The 15780-nt window shown below is 61.2% G+C and carries 13 protein-coding genes; all 13 read right to left on the reverse strand.

The window, feature by feature from the left end:
* On the reverse strand, positions 1–942 hold the full coding sequence (locus JF616_01305; protein ID MBW8886366.1) for a glycosyltransferase family 2 protein: 942 nt from the start codon (positions 940–942) through the stop codon (positions 1–3).
* Entirely contained in the window at positions 939–2099 is a 1161-nt protein-coding gene (locus JF616_01310; protein ID MBW8886367.1) for a flippase-like domain-containing protein, read from the reverse strand. The genes JF616_01305 and JF616_01310 overlap by 4 nt, the downstream gene beginning before the upstream one ends.
* A complete protein-coding gene (locus JF616_01315) occupies positions 2096–3328 on the reverse strand; it encodes a glycosyltransferase (GenBank protein MBW8886368.1) in 1233 nt (410 codons plus the stop codon). Before JF616_01315 ends, JF616_01310 begins: the two co-directional genes overlap by 4 nt.
* Before the next feature lie 14 nt (positions 3329–3342).
* A complete protein-coding gene (locus JF616_01320) occupies positions 3343–6456 on the reverse strand; it encodes a DUF2723 domain-containing protein (GenBank protein ID MBW8886369.1) in 3114 nt (1037 codons plus the stop codon).
* Between the two features lie 13 nt (positions 6457–6469).
* On the reverse strand, positions 6470–6883 hold the full coding sequence (gene nusB, locus JF616_01325; GenBank protein ID MBW8886370.1) for a transcription antitermination factor NusB: 414 nt from the start codon (positions 6881–6883) through the stop codon (positions 6470–6472).
* Complete coding sequence (locus tag JF616_01330) at positions 6880–7437, reverse strand: 6,7-dimethyl-8-ribityllumazine synthase (protein ID MBW8886371.1); 558 nt, start codon at positions 7435–7437, stop codon at positions 6880–6882. The genes nusB and JF616_01330 overlap by 4 nt, the downstream gene beginning before the upstream one ends.
* A gap of 3 nt (positions 7438–7440) precedes the next feature.
* Complete coding sequence (gene ribB, locus JF616_01335) at positions 7441–8643, reverse strand: 3,4-dihydroxy-2-butanone-4-phosphate synthase (GenBank protein MBW8886372.1); 1203 nt, start codon at positions 8641–8643, stop codon at positions 7441–7443.
* A complete protein-coding gene (locus JF616_01340) occupies positions 8633–9382 on the reverse strand; it encodes a riboflavin synthase (protein MBW8886373.1) in 750 nt (249 codons plus the stop codon). The genes ribB and JF616_01340 overlap by 11 nt, the downstream gene beginning before the upstream one ends.
* A gap of 44 nt (positions 9383–9426) precedes the next feature.
* On the reverse strand, positions 9427–10536 hold the full coding sequence (gene ribD, locus JF616_01345) for a bifunctional diaminohydroxyphosphoribosylaminopyrimidine deaminase/5-amino-6-(5-phosphoribosylamino)uracil reductase RibD (protein ID MBW8886374.1): 1110 nt from the start codon (positions 10534–10536) through the stop codon (positions 9427–9429).
* A gap of 124 nt (positions 10537–10660) precedes the next feature.
* A complete protein-coding gene (locus JF616_01350) occupies positions 10661–11989 on the reverse strand; it encodes a hypothetical protein (GenBank protein ID MBW8886375.1) in 1329 nt (442 codons plus the stop codon).
* A gap of 14 nt (positions 11990–12003) precedes the next feature.
* Positions 12004–13341, reverse strand: a complete 1338-nt coding sequence (locus tag JF616_01355) for a hypothetical protein (protein ID MBW8886376.1) — start codon at positions 13339–13341, stop codon at positions 12004–12006.
* A 29-nt stretch (positions 13342–13370) separates the two neighbouring features.
* Positions 13371–14804 carry a hypothetical protein gene (locus tag JF616_01360; GenBank protein ID MBW8886377.1) on the reverse strand — a complete coding sequence of 478 codons (1434 nt, stop codon included), beginning with the start codon at positions 14802–14804 and terminating at the stop codon, positions 13371–13373.
* A gap of 152 nt (positions 14805–14956) precedes the next feature.
* Positions 14957–15780, reverse strand: an 824-nt coding sequence (locus JF616_01365) for a hypothetical protein (GenBank protein ID MBW8886378.1), incomplete at its 5' end; no start/stop codon positions are given.

The following is a 15780-nucleotide window of genomic DNA, read 5'->3' on the forward strand; positions in this document are numbered from 1 at the left end:
TTAGGCTTCCCCGATGGCGCGGGCGACCGGGCGATCGCGGTTGGCCATGCGATGATTGATCATCTCGCCCAAAAGCCCGATGGACACGAACTGGATGCCTACGATCATGAAGGCGACGCCGGCCAGCATCAGGGGCCGTACGTGCCCGTTGCCGGTGACCGCCCATTGGATGGCGAAGCCGGCGAGGATGAGGAAGCCGACGAAACTGCAGAGGAGGCCCACGAAACCGAACAAGTGCAGGGGCCGGGTGGTATAGCGATGCAGGAACACCAGGGTGATGAGATCGAACATCCCGTTGTTGAGGCGCGCCCATCCGTACTTGGAGACCCCGAACTTGCGCGCGCGGTGCTCCACGACCTTCTCGGCGACCTTGAACCCGTCCCAATGGGCCAGCACCGGGATATAGCGATGCAATTCGCCGTACAGGTCGAGGCTCTTCACCACCTCGCTCCGGTAGGCCTTGAGGCCGCAGTTGAAATCGTGAAGCTTCACGCCGGAAACCCGCGAGGTGATCCCGTTGAAGACTTTCGAAGGCAGGGTTTTGCCGAGAGGATCGTGGCGCTTCTTCTTCCAGCCGGAAACCAGATCGGCGCCGTCTTCCAACATCTTGATTAGCGCCGGGATCTCATTGGGGTTGTCCTGCAGATCGGCATCCATGGTAATGACGTATTTGCCCCGGGCTCGGGCGAAGCCTTCGGAAAGGGCGGCGGCTTTGCCGCTGTTGCGCCGGAATTGCACACCGCGGATGCGTCCGTCCTGGTCGGATAGCCTTTGGACGCATGCGAAGGTGCCGTCCTTGCTGCCGTCATCGATCACGATGGCCTCGTAATCGATCTTTTCCCGCTCGCACACCTCGCGGATTTCCCGCGCCAGCTCGGGCAGGCTCTCGACCTCGTTATAGGCGGGGATGACGATGGAAAGGGTGGGGCTCATGACCTTCATTCTCCGCCTCGCGGCGAGGCATCGGCCGCGGGCAATGCGCCCCCGGCCGCTTCATCAGCGGCCGCATCCGCAGCCGCTTCGGCCGCGGTCGCGATCCCGGCGGAACGGCCCCGCACAAAGTAGAATCCGCCCCCCAGCATGACAACCAGGCCGACCACGGAAGGAAGGAACGCCAATGCCGCAGCGGTGGCGTTGCCATCCGCCGCCGCCAACACGCCCGGCAGGGTGTACAGATAGGTGCCGATGCTTTGCGGAATGCCCCAGCCCCCCACGTTGAGCGGAATAACGCCCGCCAGCGCGATCACGGGGATGAAGCAGAAAAAGAAAACCGGCGAGATGCGCGCGTCCAACGCGATCCCGGAGAACCAATGGACGTCGATGCGCAGCACCTGCACCAAACACGAGACGGCGATGATCCACATCATTTCCCGCCAGCGGGCCTGGTAGGCTTGCAAGATGCCCTGCATGCGGCCATGGGCCTCGGCCAGCCAGCGCATGCCCGCCCAATGGATGAGCGCGTTCACCAGGGCCGCGATGCGGCGGGACAGCAAAAGGATCAGGACCGCGACGAAGATCCCGAACACCAGCCCGACCGCGTAGAGCAGATGGCGGAAGACGCCTTGGTCCAAGGTATGCCGCCAGAGCGCGAAGGCCACCGCCACCAGGGACAACAGCGAAAGCGAGAAAAACCCGATCAGCCGATCGAGGAAGGTGGCCGCCACGGCCTTGCCCCAGCCGTCCGACCCCTGCTTCGCTTCGTATACCCGCAGGGCATCGCCGCCCACCGTCCCCGGCAGGAAGTTGTTCAGGAACATGCCCGAGTAGTAGGCCCGGAAACATGCGCGATACCCCATGGGAATCCCCTGCAAACGCAAGAGCAGGAACCATTGGTAGGCGCCCGCCGCCACCGAGATGAAGAAGAGGACCGCGCTTAGAAGTACCCAGCTCGGCCGCGCGCCGGCAAGGGTTTGCAAGATACGGCCCTGTCCGTTCTTGTTGATCACCCACCACAGGATGGCGAGGGCGGCGATGAGGCGCAGCCAAATCCAGGCCCGCTTCCGGCGCCGTCGCCGGTCGCCCGACTTTCCCAGGTCGCCCGACCGTCTGCGGTCTCCCGACCTTCCCAGGTCGCCCGACCGTCTGCGGTCGCCGCTCACGCCCGTCCTCCCTGGGAAGCGGCCGGTCCCGCCAGGGTATCATCCGTGTTACGTCCCCCCGGGTTGGCGGCCCCGCCTGGGGATCTCTCCCAAGCGCGCAGCAAGGCGTCGCGGGTGACCTCGAAGGTCTTTTCCCAGGTATGCCGGGAGGCCCAGTCCAAGCCGCGCAAGCGCATGGCGGCGGCGGCCTCCGGATCCGACAGGATGCCGCGGACCGCGGCCGCGAAGGCCTGCGCATCCCCGAAAGGGACCAAGTAACCGGTCTCGCCATGGCGCACGCTGTCGCACAGGCCCGGCACGTCGGTGGCCACCACGGGAGTCCCGCAGGCATTGGCTTCGATGGAAGTGAGCCCCCAGCCTTCCTTGAGAGAGGAGTTGACCACCACGCGGGCCTCGCCGTAAAGCTCCACCTTGCGCTCTTCGCTGATGAAGCCCAGGAATTCCGTGCAAGCCTCCAACCCCAATGCCTTGGCCTTTTCCTTCAAACGGGGAACGTCGTCGCCGGAGCCGGCGATCTTGAGGACGAGATCGGGGAAGCCGGGTTTGAGGGCCGCGGCGCCTTCCAGGATCATGTCCAGGCCCTTATACCGCTTGATGCGGCCCACATAGAGGATGACGTTGCCGCGTTTGGCGGGATCGGCGGGCGGGCGGTACATGGATAAATCGGCGCCCTCGGGGGCGATGTCCACCTTGCCGAAGCCTTTGCGGATCAACTCGACCCGGCTGCTCTCCGATCCGGTCAGCACTTGCACCCGGCGATAGGCCGCCGGCATGAGGGCCTCGAAGGCAAGCACGTAGCAGGCCATGGGCCAGGCGGTTTCGTGGAACAGGACGCGCCCGAACAAATGATGGATTTGCGCCACCACCGGCTTGCCGCAGAACCAGGGCAGGAAGAAAGGGATCTTGTTGGAATCGTCCAGCACCACGTCGATGGCGTGCCGCCGGCACCAGCCGCGCGCGCGCAGGCCCACCGTGTAGTTGAAGAGGAACTTGCCGCCGATGCGATGGACCTCGACCCCGTCGATGATCTCGCGGGCGGGAGCCCCGGCGAAGGCGTGGGAATATTGCACGCAGGCGAAGCCCGCCGCTACCAGGCGCACGGCCACCTCGTGGAGATGGACCTCGGCGCCCCCCGCCTCGGGATTCTTGATATCCCGCCAGTTGACCAAAAGGACCCGGGGGCGGCGCCCCGCGGGGCCCGCTACGCCGGACCCGCTCTTCGCCGCCATGGGTTCCGATTCTCTCAGGACTTCTTGCCCGATGGGGACGTGGTCCCCTTCATGGCGGTGTCCTTCTGTTTACCCGCGGGCGCCGGGGCCGTGCCCTTGGGCTTCCCGTTCTGCACCGGGGCCAGGCCCGGGATTCCGCCTTCACCCGGCTTAGCCGCGGTCTTATCCGCCGCGTGGGCCTTAGCGCTGTCTGCCGACGCGGCCCCGGGGGGCGGCGCGGGGTTGCGCATCTGGGTTTCCAGGAATTGGATCTGCTGGCTTACCATGGCCGCGTACTGGTGGCTGGGATTTGCGCGCAGCCATTCGGCCAGCACGTCATGCGCCTTCCCGAGATTGCCCCGCTTCTGGTACAGATCGCTCAGACCGTACCACAATTCGAAGTCGTTGGGGGCTTGCCCCTTGAGATCGTTCAGGAGCGACTCGGCTTGGTCGAACTTGCTCTGCTCGATATAGAGCTGCGCGAGGTTGGCGCCGAAGAGCCTCGGATTGGGGGCATCGTGGATGCCTTTGCGGTAGTAGGCCTCGGCCTTGGCGTAGTCCTTGACGGCCTGGTAAAGCTGAGCGCCGTAATAATTGTTCCGCCACTCGCGGGGGAGGATCTTGGCGTTCAACTGCAAGTACCTCTCGGCGAAGGCGATCTTGTCGTCCCGTTCCTTTTCTTTGGCCGCGATGGCGGCCTTCAGGGAATCGGACGGAGCGGCCCCGGCGGACTTCTTCAAGCCCTCCAATTGCTTCTGGATTTCCACCAGCTTTTCCTGCGCCCACATCACCAAGCGGAAGTCCGTCGCCGAATAGTTGGTCAAAAGGCCTTCGGTATTCAGATCCACGTTCAGCTTGGGATCGCCCAGGCCGCGGAAACGGTACACCGAATCCACCAGATGGGCCGTCAGCGGGGCGTCGATATCCTTGTTCTTCTTCTCCTCCGTAAGGGTGTAGACCATCCCCTCCATGACGACGTATTTCTCCAGGCCCATCATGTTCTCGTCGCCCACCGTGACGGCGAAATGGATCGGGTGCGCCGGATAGTTGTTCTGGACGATGTGCAGGACCATGATGTCCTGGACCTTCAGATAGGGGCGCGGCTCCAGCTCGCTCACGATGGCGGAGTTGGGGACCTTGAACTCCACGGTTTTCTTGAAGCGCCAGGGTTGGGGCTCCATTTGCTTGATCTCGTCGTCGCTGAACCCGATGTTGAGCTTCGGATCATGCGTCTTCAACTGCTTGATGTACCAATCGGTATTCACCAGGGACAGGTTCACCACGCGTACGTCGTTGCGGATATGCTCCACTTCCTGGATGAACCAGAGCGGAAAGGTATCGTTATCGCCGTTGGTGAAGAGCACGCTGTTGGGCCGGCACGATTGCAAGAGGTTGTAGGCGTAATCCCATGGGATGTAATCCCCCGTTCGATCATGCTCATGCCAGTTCGCCCACGATGGTACCGCCGCCGATACGGCCAATAAGGCCAGCCCCACTCCCCGGGGCATGCCATTGCGGCCGCCCGACTTCTCCTTCAACTTGTTCATCAGGAATCCCGAAGCCACCCCGAACAGGATGCCCATGAAGATGAAGCCGGGCGTGAAGAAGTAATCGCGATCGCGCACCTCGATATGCACGTTCTCCGGCTTCGCTTGCGGGTTGAAATTCTGCGATTTCCAATAATCGTAGTCGCGCATTTCCATCTGCGACCCGTCGGCGAAATTCATGTAGAAGATGAGGGCGTAACTGCCGATCGCGTAGAGCAGAAGCGCATAGGTCCCCAAATGCTTGTTGCGCTTGTACAGCAGATAGCCGCCGTACAGGAAAGGGGCCTGGAACAGCAAGAAGAGCAGCATCTGGACTTGACCATTGCTCCCGATGTTCATGAACAAGGTGTTGAAATCATGCTTGACCGGGTGGATCCGGACCACCGGCTCATTCTCGTCGGCGCGGGTCTCCCCCACCTTCCAAGGGAAATACTGGCTGAGCATATAGCCGCCGTATCCCATGTGGGGATAGACCAGCAATTGATGCAGCAGAACGCCGCGCCGATGGAAGGCGCGCGTGATCATGGATTCCGAGCCGTATTGCTTGCGCTCGAGGTATTCCTTGAAGACCGGCCAGGTGCGGGGCTCGTTCTCATCGATCTTCGGTTCGACGCTGGACCGGATGGGCACGTAAGCGTAGCTGGAGAAACCCAGCAAGGAGACTAGCCCTAAGATGACGGCGAACTTCCACCGCCGCTTGCCCTCCAGGTTCTTGGCCATCAGCCAGGCGACCAGGCCCACGGCCACCAGGCTCAGGGCGTAGAAGATGAAATCGCCGATATCATAGATGACGGCCATGAGCCCCAAGCCGGCCAGCGCCGTGGGGAGGTCGAATTCCAGATCCGGCATTCCCACCGCCACGATGGCGCCCACCACCAGGACCGAAACGTAGGCCCAGAACATATCCACCTTGGCGCCGCTCACGAGGATCATGCTGGCGATCCCGAAAGTGGCGAACACGAGGACGAACCCGAGCCAATTCTTGCGGTGGCGATCTTCCGAGATGACCACGAACAGGAGCACGGCGGGCATGGTGATGAAGGAGAAGGGATGGACGCCCATCCCTAAGAAGGCCAGATAGGCGATGAGGGCCAGGATGCGATCCGCCTTGGGGGTCCCGCGCCGCTCGTACCAATCCAGGGACAGCCAGGAAATGAGAAGCACCAACAGCATGGAGGTCCCGTACACTTCCGCTTCCACCGCGCTGAACCAGAAGGTATCGGAGAACATGACCAGCACCGCGCCGATGAGGGCGGCGCAATGGGTGGCGAAGCGATCGAGCTTACGGGCGCAGGCGATGTCGAGCAGTTTGACCGTGAACAAATAGCACATCATCACCGTAAGGGCGCTGGTCAGCGCCGAGATGACGTTGACGCGCGTGGCGGCCTCCCGGAAAGGGGCGACCAGGATGAAGACCCGCGCCAGCAAGGTGAACAAGGGATTCCCCGGCGGATGGGGATTGCCCAGGATGTTGGATGCGCCCACCAACTCGCCGCAATCCCAGAAAGAGACGGTGGGGGCCATGGTGGCCAGGTAGACCGCGAAAGCCACGGCGAACATGGCGAGCGCCAGGATCAGTTTCAGTTGCTTCTCTGCCAGCATCTTGCGGGTTCCTTTAATCGGGATTTTGGAAAGTCTTGGCGATGGCGTCCAGGACGCCGTTGACGAACCGGCTGGAATCGCCGGTCGAGAATTTCTTGGCGATGTCCACAGCCTCGTTGATGGCCACTTTCAGGGGGACGTCCTGCATGTACATGAGCTCGGCCACCGCGCAGCGGATGATCAGCTTATCCACGATCGCTATCCGGTCCAGGTCCCAATTGCTGGCGGCCGCAGAAATGCGGGCGTCGAGATCCTGCTGGCTCTCCAATACCTTGCGGGCCAGGCGCGTACCGTACTCGCGCGCGTCCTGGGGCAAATCCGGATCCTCCGCGAGGCCCTTGAGGGCTTCGGCGAAGGCTTCCTTGCCCACCTCGACGGCGTAAAGCAATTGCATGGCGAACTCGCGCCCGCGGCGTCGGGAGATCATTTACGGGTTTCCTTCCGCATAGTACTCCCTTTGATCTTTTCCAGCAGATCCGCCATCTCCAGGGCGCCGAGCGCGGCTTCCCTGCCCTTGTTCCCGCGTCCGGCGTCCGCCCGTTCCAGGGCTTGCTCCAGGTTCTCCGTGGTGAGCACCCCGAAGATGACGGGCACGCCAGTGCCCAGGGCGGCCTCGCGCAATCCGTCGGCCGCCATGGAACAGACGTAGTCGTAGTGGGACGTATCCCCGCGTATGACGCATCCCAGCGCCACCACGGCCTCGTACCTGCCCGTAGCTGCCAGGGTTTTCGCGGCCAAGGGCAGTTCCACTGCGCCCGGGACCTTAGCCACCATGATGCTTTCCGCCTTCGCCCCATGCTCTATGAGGCAGGCGACCGCCCCGGCTTCCAACTGATCGGTCACCAGGGAGTTGAACTTGGCCGTCACGATGGCCACCTTGCGCACGCGCCCCTCGGGCGCCCGCGCCGCCGGATCGCCGACGAGAGGTGCCAGCCCCTTCGCCGAAGGGATCGCGCCGCCGGCCTTGCTCTTGCCCGCCATCCGTCAGCCCTGCTTTCCGGCCTTCTTGGCCGCGCCTTCCAAAGGCGACTGCCGGGTGATCTTCAACCCATATCCCTCCAGCCCGCGGATGGGCTTGGGATGGTTGGTCAGCAAATGCAAATGGCGTACGCCCAGATCGAAAAGGATCTGCGCGCCGATGCCGTAAGTACGGGCGTCCATGTTGGCGGAATGGTGATCATTCTTCCGGCCCTTCGGATTCGCTTTCGCCAGCGCGGCCCCGCCACGACCCGATCCCGCCGTCCCGGTCGCCGGACCCGCAGGCCCGAAGGACTCGATTTTGCGGGAGAAAGCCGTCTCCGCGTCCACCTGGCGCATGTAGAGGAAAACGCCCCCCTGCTTCGCGATCAGATCCAATCCCGTATGCAAGAGGCGGCCGCAATCGCAACGGGTCGATCCGAAAACGTCCCCCACCAGGCATTCCGAATGCACGCGCACCAGGGCCGGGCGCTTGGGGCTGATATCGCCCTTCACCAAGGCCAGGTGCCGCCTTCCATGGATGACGTCCTCGTAAACGAAGGCGCGGAACATGCCATGCCGGGTCGGGAAATCCGGCGAGGCCACCAGGCGCACCAGCTTCTCCTGGGTGCGGCGGTAGCCGATCAGATCCTGCACCGAAATGATCTTGAGCTTGTGCTTACGCGCGAAGCGTTGGCAATCGCGGAGGCGGGCCATGGTCCCGTCCTCGTTCATGATCTCGCAGATGACCCCGGCCTGCCCCAGGTCCGCCATATGGACCAGGTCCACGGCGGCCTCCGTGTGGCCGGCCCGCACTAGCACGCCGCCGCGGCGGGCCTTGATCGGGAAGACGTGCCCGGGCTTGATGAAATCCTCATGGCCGTGGCGCTCGTCCGCCAAGGCGCGCGCGGTGGCGCTGCGATCGGCCGCCGAGATGCCGGTGGTGGTGCCTTCGCGCACTTCCACCGAAACCGTGAAAGCGGTATCGTGCCGGGAAAGATTGGCCTCCGCCATGGGAGGCAGGCGCAGATCCTCGGTCCGCTCCGCCGAAAGCGCCACGCAGATGAGGCCGCGGGCGTACTTGGCCAGGAAATTGATTTTGGCCGGCGTGGACTTGGCCGCGGCGAACACCACGTCCCCTTCGTTCTCGCGATCCTTATCGTCCACGACGACGATGAGGCGGCCTTTCTTCAGATCGGCGACCGCCTCGGGGATGGTGTTAAACTCCATATCCCCATTTTCCCAGGGACGCATCATCGATGCGGCCCGAAGCCGGGTCAAGACCCGCGCGCCAACCGGAACGTCCCTCTTTTTCCGCGCCCGCGAATCCGCCGGCGGACAAGCCCGCGATGTGGGGCGCGGCGGCCCGTCCCAGCAGGGATTCCACGTACTTGCCGAGGATATCCACTTCGAAATTCAGGCGATCGCCCGGGGCCTTCGCGCCCAGGTTGGTGGCCGATAAGGTGTGGGGCACCAGGGCGAAGCGGAGGGTATCGCCCAACTTGGCGGCGATGGTAAGGCTCACCCCGTGCAGCGCGAAAGATCCCTTCTCCACGCAATAGCGTTCGAAGGCGGCGGGAATGCGTATCGTCAATTCCTTCCCGGAGTCCCGTCCGTCCGATCCCGGCAAGGTTTTCCAAGCCACCACTTCGGCCCGGCCGTCGACATGCCCTTGCACGATATGACCGCCCATGGGGCTGCCGGCTTTGAGGGCCGCTTCCAGGTTCAGGCGATCGCCCGCGCGCGCGGCCGACAGAGTGGTGCGGGAAAGGGTTTCGTCCACGGCGGTGGCGGTAAAGCCTTCGGGAGAAACGGTTTCCGCGGTGAGGCACACGCCGTCGCAGGCGACGCTATCGCCCACTTTCAATCCCTTGGATATGGCGGGTGCGACGATACGGAAACGAATGGCGGCGCCTTGGGGGATCCTCTCCCCGATAGTGCCGACCTCTTCCACGATCCCGGTGAACATTCGCGCCGCGCCTCTCGTTTACTGAAAACCCGGAGAACGGATCTTCACTCCGCGGCTTCGGCCCGCCCGAATTCCGCGATAAAATCGTTTCCGAAGCGTGTTAAATTACGAAATTTGAGCGATTTTCCAAAGTCCGCCCCCAACCCATCGTCCCATCTGTCGCCTTGCGGCAAGAAGCGAGGCGCGGTCATGATATAGAGCGAGTCCGCCTTGCCCGCGTTCAGGAACAAGGACCAGAGCTCCCTTCCGCCTTCCACGAGTACCGAATGGTACATGCGCTGCGCGAAGAGCGCAGCCAACCCATCCAGAACGCCCGTTTTGCTGGAGAACTCGCCCAACCGGACATGATCGACATGGGCCGGAAGCCCCTCGGCCGATTCGCTGATCACCACGGTTTTGGCCGACCGTCCCGACGCGAGCAGCTTGGCGCTTTCCGGGAACGGCCCCCGACGGCTGAGGACCAGGGCTTCCGGCGCGACCGCGCCCGGCACCAGACGCGGGGTGAGATCGGGATTATCGGCGCGCAAGGTCCGGCCCGTTACCATGATGGCATCGACGCGGGCGCGCATGGAGTGGGTCCAAGCTTGTGCTTCCGGGCCGGTCACCGAGATTTCCTCGTCCGGTCGCGCGTTGATGCGCCCATCCAAGCTTTGCGCCACTTTCAGGATGATCTTGGGCCGCCCATGGCGGATGAAAAAGAAAAACCCTTCGTAAAATGCGCGCGCGTCCTCTTCCCTGAGGCCCACTTTCACATCGATCCCCGCTTTTTCCAAAGCGCGGAAGCCGTCCCCGGAAACCAGAGGGTTGGCGTCGGGTAGGGTCGCCACTACGCGCTTTACACCTGCGGCGATAATGGCTTCGACGCAGGGCGGCGTCTTGCCGTGGTGGCTGCACGGCTCCAGGGTAACGTACAAGGTACTCCCCTTGGCCTTGGCCCCCGCCCGCTCCAGGGCGACGATTTCCGCATGGGCCTGCCCGGCGGGCCGGGTCCCGCCCTTCCCCACCACCACCCCGCCTTTGACCAGCACTGCGCCTACGGCGGGATTGGGCAGGGTTTTGCCCTTGACCTTGCGCGCCTCGGCGAAGGCCATCTCCATGAAGCGCGCGTCGGACGGGGTGAAGCGAGGCGCGGAGGTTTTACGGGCTTTGGGCATGGCGGGAGAATATCGCAACCCCCGGGGCATTTGGCCAGGCGGGGGGAGGATTAAGGGGAGATTGAGGAAGGAGGGTACGGATTAAGAAAGACCGGGGCTGATTGTCGCCCCATAGGCCAATGCTTCAGAAGAAGTAGGCGACCTTACCCGTCCAATACCACTCTTTGGGGGAAAAGAAGGGGACTTCGTTCGAAGGCGGGGAATTGTCGCCGTAGCCCTGCAAGAATCCCGGACGGGAATGATCACTGGCGGCTTGCGCGCTGATCTTGACATGGCCGGCCACCACCTTGGAGGCATAGATAGACCATTTAATATTGTCCTTGGTATTGTTGGTATCCAAGGCGCTCAGCCTCGGGATGGGGGTCGGCTGATTGCCGGTGGTGTGGTTGTAGATGGACGGATCATCAACCCAAGGCGCGCCGTAGTATTCCATCTCCACATTCAGGCGGTCCAGGAACTTGAAGGCAGGCAGGTTGAAACCGACCATCATGGGCATGCGCTTGGAAATGGGGCCATAAAGATCCTTGTGGGCCTTATCGCCGTCGAGACCCAGGATGGCCGCCTCGCCGTAGATCTTCAGATCTTCAGGACCCAGGCTGCTGGAACCCTCGTCGTAACCCATGATGGCTTTCGGGTCGATGGAGAAATTTCCCATCACCTTGATGCCCTTGAAGGAAATGTAGGTGGTGTCCGGGGCCCCCGAGGTATCCACGTACCTGACCCAATCCGTCTTCTGGGTGGTCAGCTTGCCATCGATGGGAAGGTAGTGGTAAAGCTGGGCCCCGCCCCCGATGCTGGCGACCTTTCCGAAATGGTAGGTGGCCACGTAAGCCGGCGAAATGTCCCAATACGGAAACCAATCGCTGTCGAAGGTGAACAAGAGATCCTGCTCGAAATCGCCGGCTTGATGATGGAACTGGAACCCCAAGGTATTCGCTACCGGCAGCACGTACTTGGTTTCGAATCCGGAAGTCAGCAGGCCCGGGTACACGGGCCCGCGCAGCAGGTACAAACCGAGGTTCTGGGCGTCGGGAGCGTAATCGTACTGGAACAGACCCGTGCGGATTGAGAGCTTGGTAGAGGAATTATCGATGAGGCTGAAGGTGGCGTTGGCTTCGGCCACGTAGGGGCCAACGCCCATGGGTGCATAGAAGCCGTTCTCCCGTTGGGCCGCGATGAAATGTCCGGCCCCCACCCCGAGGCCCGCGTTCACTTGCAGCCAGGCATTCGCTTGATAATGAAGGAGGAATTGCGCGCCGGTTCCGATCATTCCCTTGTTATCCGGTTGCCGATTCAAGACGGTATCCAGGCTGTTGGCGATCTGGCCGTACTGCATCCACCCGGCGCCGCTGAATACGAGCTTGCCGTCCTCGGCATTCGCGTGAGAGCAAACGCAAGCCAAGGCCAGGGCGGCGAGCCGGATTCGGGGTATTCTCTGCGTAATGGAGATCATTGTGCCCTCAGGTCCTAGAAGAAGTACGCGATTTTGGTAGTCCAGTACCAATCCGTCGGGGTCCGCATGGCCAACTTGCCCGAAGCGTCGTCATGATTGCCGCCCAAGCGCAGATCGTCATTGGCGAGCTGGCCCATCAATACGGCATGTCCGCCCAGGACGGACGAGATATTGAGCGAATATTTCCAATCGTCCCGCGTGGTATTGACGGCATCGATGGTCGGCAGCCAGGACCCGCTTTCGGCCGCCAGGTTGTCTCCCGAATTCCGCGAAGGATAGTATTCCATCTCCACGGACCAATCGATGTACTTGAATCCCGGAAGGTTCAAGCCGAACATCACCGGAATGCGGCGCGAAATCTTGTCGTAGAATATCGGGTAATCCTTGAGCCCCAACACCGCGAACTCGGAATAAATCACGAAATCATTCTTCCCGAAAATGCCGTCCTTGTAGCCGAAGAAAGCCTTGGGATCCACCCGGAAGCGGCCCATCAGCTTCGTTCCGGCGAAGGATCCCGTGATCGTATCGCGATAGACGACATTGCCGAGCGCGTCCGTCGCTATGCTGTCCTCCAGAATGTAGCAGGCGTTCTTCTGACCATGCTGGGCGTAGGGTCCCAAGAGATTCTGGTTGCAATCTTTGCCTGGGGAGGTGGCCTTTGCATTGGCGGCAAGGGCGCGGTAGAAGTTTACGCCGGCCCCGATCTCGGCGAAAGGACCCAACTTCCAGGTCAATACGTCCGCGAACGAAATGTCGTAAAGGGGCTTGTCCTCAGTTTCGATGTTCGCGATCAAATCATCGGAGAATGCGCCAAGCTTGATGCTCCCCATCGCGCCAGTGAGATTCTGGTTCGCGCCCAGCGGTCCCGTGAGGGAGGTGACGATGGTGCCGGGATAAACGTATCCATGCATCAGGTACTGGCCGAAATTCTTGATGTCCGAGTTGTATCCGTAATGGAATGACCCCAGGGTCAGCTTGAACTCACGGTCATCGTTCATCGGGTGCGTATAGCTAAGGCGGGCCTCGTCTACCCAGGGAGCCCAGAAGGTATACCACTTATTGGCTTGCGCGCGAGCGCCGCGGGCGAGTTGGGTCAATACCGCGCCCAGCCCCAAGGAACCGTCCCAATTCTCATCGATGGTGGTATGAATGGCCAGCAATCCGCCGGATTGGCCAACCCAGTTTTTCTTGTACGCGTTTCCCTCGCCGGGCAGGGCATTGCTCGCTTCGACCCGGCCGCCTTGCAACCAGCCCGCAGCGTGATAATCCACTTTGAGGCCGCCCTCCTCCGCCAAGGATGGAAGGGCAACGGCCATGGCCATGGCCAGGGGAAGAATCAGATTCGTTCGCATGTTCGATACCCCGTCCTCTTGAACCCGGTTCAAAAGAAATACCCGACGCGGACCATGAAGTACCAGTCCTTAGGACTGGCGAAGGCTTCCGCCGTACCGCCCAATGAAGAAATAAGACCCGAAGCGACCGGCCTGGGCCGGTAATGGTCATTCGCGATTTGGCCGACGAACTGGATATGGTTGGCCACGATCTTGTCCATATAGACCGACCACTTCAAGTTGTCTTTGGTCACGTTGTCCTTGTCCATGGCCGTCCCGCCCACATAAACGGAATCGCCGTTCAGCTTTTTGAAATACTTAAGGCTATCGATCCCGTAGTTGGCGTTTGACGGCGGCTTGGGCGAGGGAATCGGGTGTTCCTGCTTGGTCCAATCAGCCACGATGTCGTTGTATCCTACCAGGGCCAAATCGTTGCGATATTTGGCGCCGTAGTATTCGACTTCGACCGACAAATGGTTCAAGAGCTTCCATGTCGGAATATTGAATCCCGCCATCACGGGAATGCGCTCGGAAATCTTGCTATAGGCCGTGCCGTAGTTCTTGATGCCGATCACGGCCGCCTCGCCATAAAGCTTGAGATCATCCGCCCCTAAAAATTCCATCCCTCCGAAAAGCTTCTTAAGGTCCAGGCTAACGGTGGCGTCCAGCTTCGTGCCTTGATGGGTGAAAAAGGTGGTATCCCCGCTCTTGGGATCGATTTCGATATAGTTCAGCCGCGCGCGCCCGCTCACCAAGGACGTATCCTTGCCCGGCGTCTCCAACTTGGAATTGTAGGGGATTAGGCGATAGAAATTGACGCCAGCGCCGAGCTGCACCGCGCCCAGGTCCAAATGCGCGAGGTAAGCCAGGCTCCAATCGAAGGTGGGAGGGATATCGCGTTCGTTGTTGAGGATGACGTCCTGGCTGAACATACCCGCGGAATGATGAAGGCGAATCCCCAGTAAGTTGCTCTTGGTGGAGTCGTCCGAGAAGTCCTGGAAGCCGCCCATCAAGACGCCAGGATAGACAGGGCCACGCAAGAGATAGAGACCCAGGTTCTTGACGTCTGGGTTATACACGTATGAGAACCCGCCCACGGTCACGCTGAGCCTGGGATCCGCCTTCTCCCCCGAGAACCAAGTCAGACGGGATTGGGTGATGAAGTTCTGGAAAAGGGAAATGGCCATGTACTGGGATTGGCTGCTTGCCATGGCATGGGTCGCCCTGTAAGCTCCGAAGCCGAGACCGGCTTCCAAATTTTCCGATAGGTCCGCTACAATCGTGAACTGCGCGCCCAGGCTCTGAAGGGTGTTCTTGTTGTAATTCAGGGTGTTCTGCGAGAGCGTATTGACGATGGTGTCTTCCGCATTCATGATGCGACCGTAGTCCATCCAAGCCTTACCATGGACCTGGAATGCCGTCTCGCCTCGGGCGATGGCCAGTGGAAGAAAAAGCGCTACGGTTGCGAAGAGTTTCGATCTCATATGGCCCATCTTCTCGGAAAGGAAAGGAGTCGGGACGCGCCCGCTTCTGGAACGCATCCGTCACGTCACGCTTTCGCGAAAGTCTAGAAATTTTGATCGGTCTTGAAAGGGAAAAGGCTCCGATCGCTATCGCGATCGGAGCCTTGAGGAGGTCAGATGGAAGCGCGCACCACGTGTGCGGTTTGGATACCGAACGCGGTCTTAATGCTTAGGAACAACACGCCGCGCGCGTTGGTTGAGAAAGCATGATTGACGGCGCCTGGCTTACCGGAGAAGCTCTCCAGGCTGCGTCCAGCGGCATCCTTAACGGTGATCGAATAATCCATATCGATCGTCCCGCTGATCACGGCCGAATTGGCGGTCAGCTTGAAATTGGGGGCCCGCATCGGAGCCGATTGGACTCCCGAAGTCCCTCCAGTGTATCCGGGCAAGGGAATACCTTTGTCACTGAGGGGCCGCCATCTGATGTTGCGGTACCAAGTACCCTTGGCACCCCCGAAACGGCCGCTTCCGTGAACCTGGAGACCGATGTAACCAGCCGGAACGACCTGGGCCAGGGTGGTATCTTGGATCACGGGAACCCAGATATTATCGGCCGGTTTCTTGAACCACGATTTCATGTGCAAGTTACCGGTGCCCGATGCGGATCCGCCGTAGAACTGGATCTTGATCTGATTCCAACCGTCAACATCCCAAAGCTTTAGGTAATCCGCTTGAACGCATCCCGTGGTCGCGCACGGGAGGTTCGGCTCCGTTGACGCCTTCAGCTTTTGAGTGATGGTGGTCCAATTGGACAACTCGCCATTTCCATTACCGGGGATGGCAAGCGAGGTTTCGCTATTGTAAGCCCAAGGACGGTAGTCACGGCTGGTAAAGCCACCTTCGCCCCAGGTGCCTCCCACCGAAGCGCTACCGATATAATCGAGCACGGTTTGGAAGCAATTCCCATTGATGGGCGTACGATTGAAAAGGCCTG

The organism is Fibrobacterota bacterium, assembly GCA_019509785.1.
Classification (GTDB): domain Bacteria; phylum Fibrobacterota; class Fibrobacteria; order UBA11236; family UBA11236; genus Chersky-265.

Bases quoted from the DNA above. Each gene is read 5' to 3' on its own strand.
- JF616_01305 (MBW8886366.1), bottom strand. From the start codon at position 942: ATGAAGGTCATGAGCCCCACCCTTTCCATCGTCATCCCCGCCTATAAC.
- JF616_01315 (MBW8886368.1), bottom strand. From the start codon at position 3,328: ATGGCGGCGAAGAGCGGGTCCGGCGTAGCGGGCCCCGCGGGGCGCCGC.
- JF616_01320 (MBW8886369.1), bottom strand. From the start codon at position 6,456: ATGCTGGCAGAGAAGCAACTGAAACTGATCCTGGCGCTCGCCATGTTC.
- nusB (MBW8886370.1), bottom strand. From the start codon at position 6,883: ATGATCTCCCGACGCCGCGGGCGCGAGTTCGCCATGCAATTGCTTTAC.
- JF616_01330 (MBW8886371.1), bottom strand. From the start codon at position 7,437: ATGGCGGGCAAGAGCAAGGCCGGCGGCGCGATCCCTTCGGCGAAGGGG.
- ribB (MBW8886372.1), bottom strand. From the start codon at position 8,643: ATGGAGTTTAACACCATCCCCGAGGCGGTCGCCGATCTGAAGAAAGGC.
- JF616_01340 (MBW8886373.1), bottom strand. From the start codon at position 9,382: ATGTTCACCGGGATCGTGGAAGAGGTCGGCACTATCGGGGAGAGGATC.
- ribD (MBW8886374.1), bottom strand. From the start codon at position 10,536: ATGCCCAAAGCCCGTAAAACCTCCGCGCCTCGCTTCACCCCGTCCGAC.
- JF616_01350 (MBW8886375.1), bottom strand. From the start codon at position 11,989: ATGATCTCCATTACGCAGAGAATACCCCGAATCCGGCTCGCCGCCCTG.
- JF616_01355 (MBW8886376.1), bottom strand. From the start codon at position 13,341: ATGCGAACGAATCTGATTCTTCCCCTGGCCATGGCCATGGCCGTTGCC.
- JF616_01360 (MBW8886377.1), bottom strand. From the start codon at position 14,804: ATGAGATCGAAACTCTTCGCAACCGTAGCGCTTTTTCTTCCACTGGCC.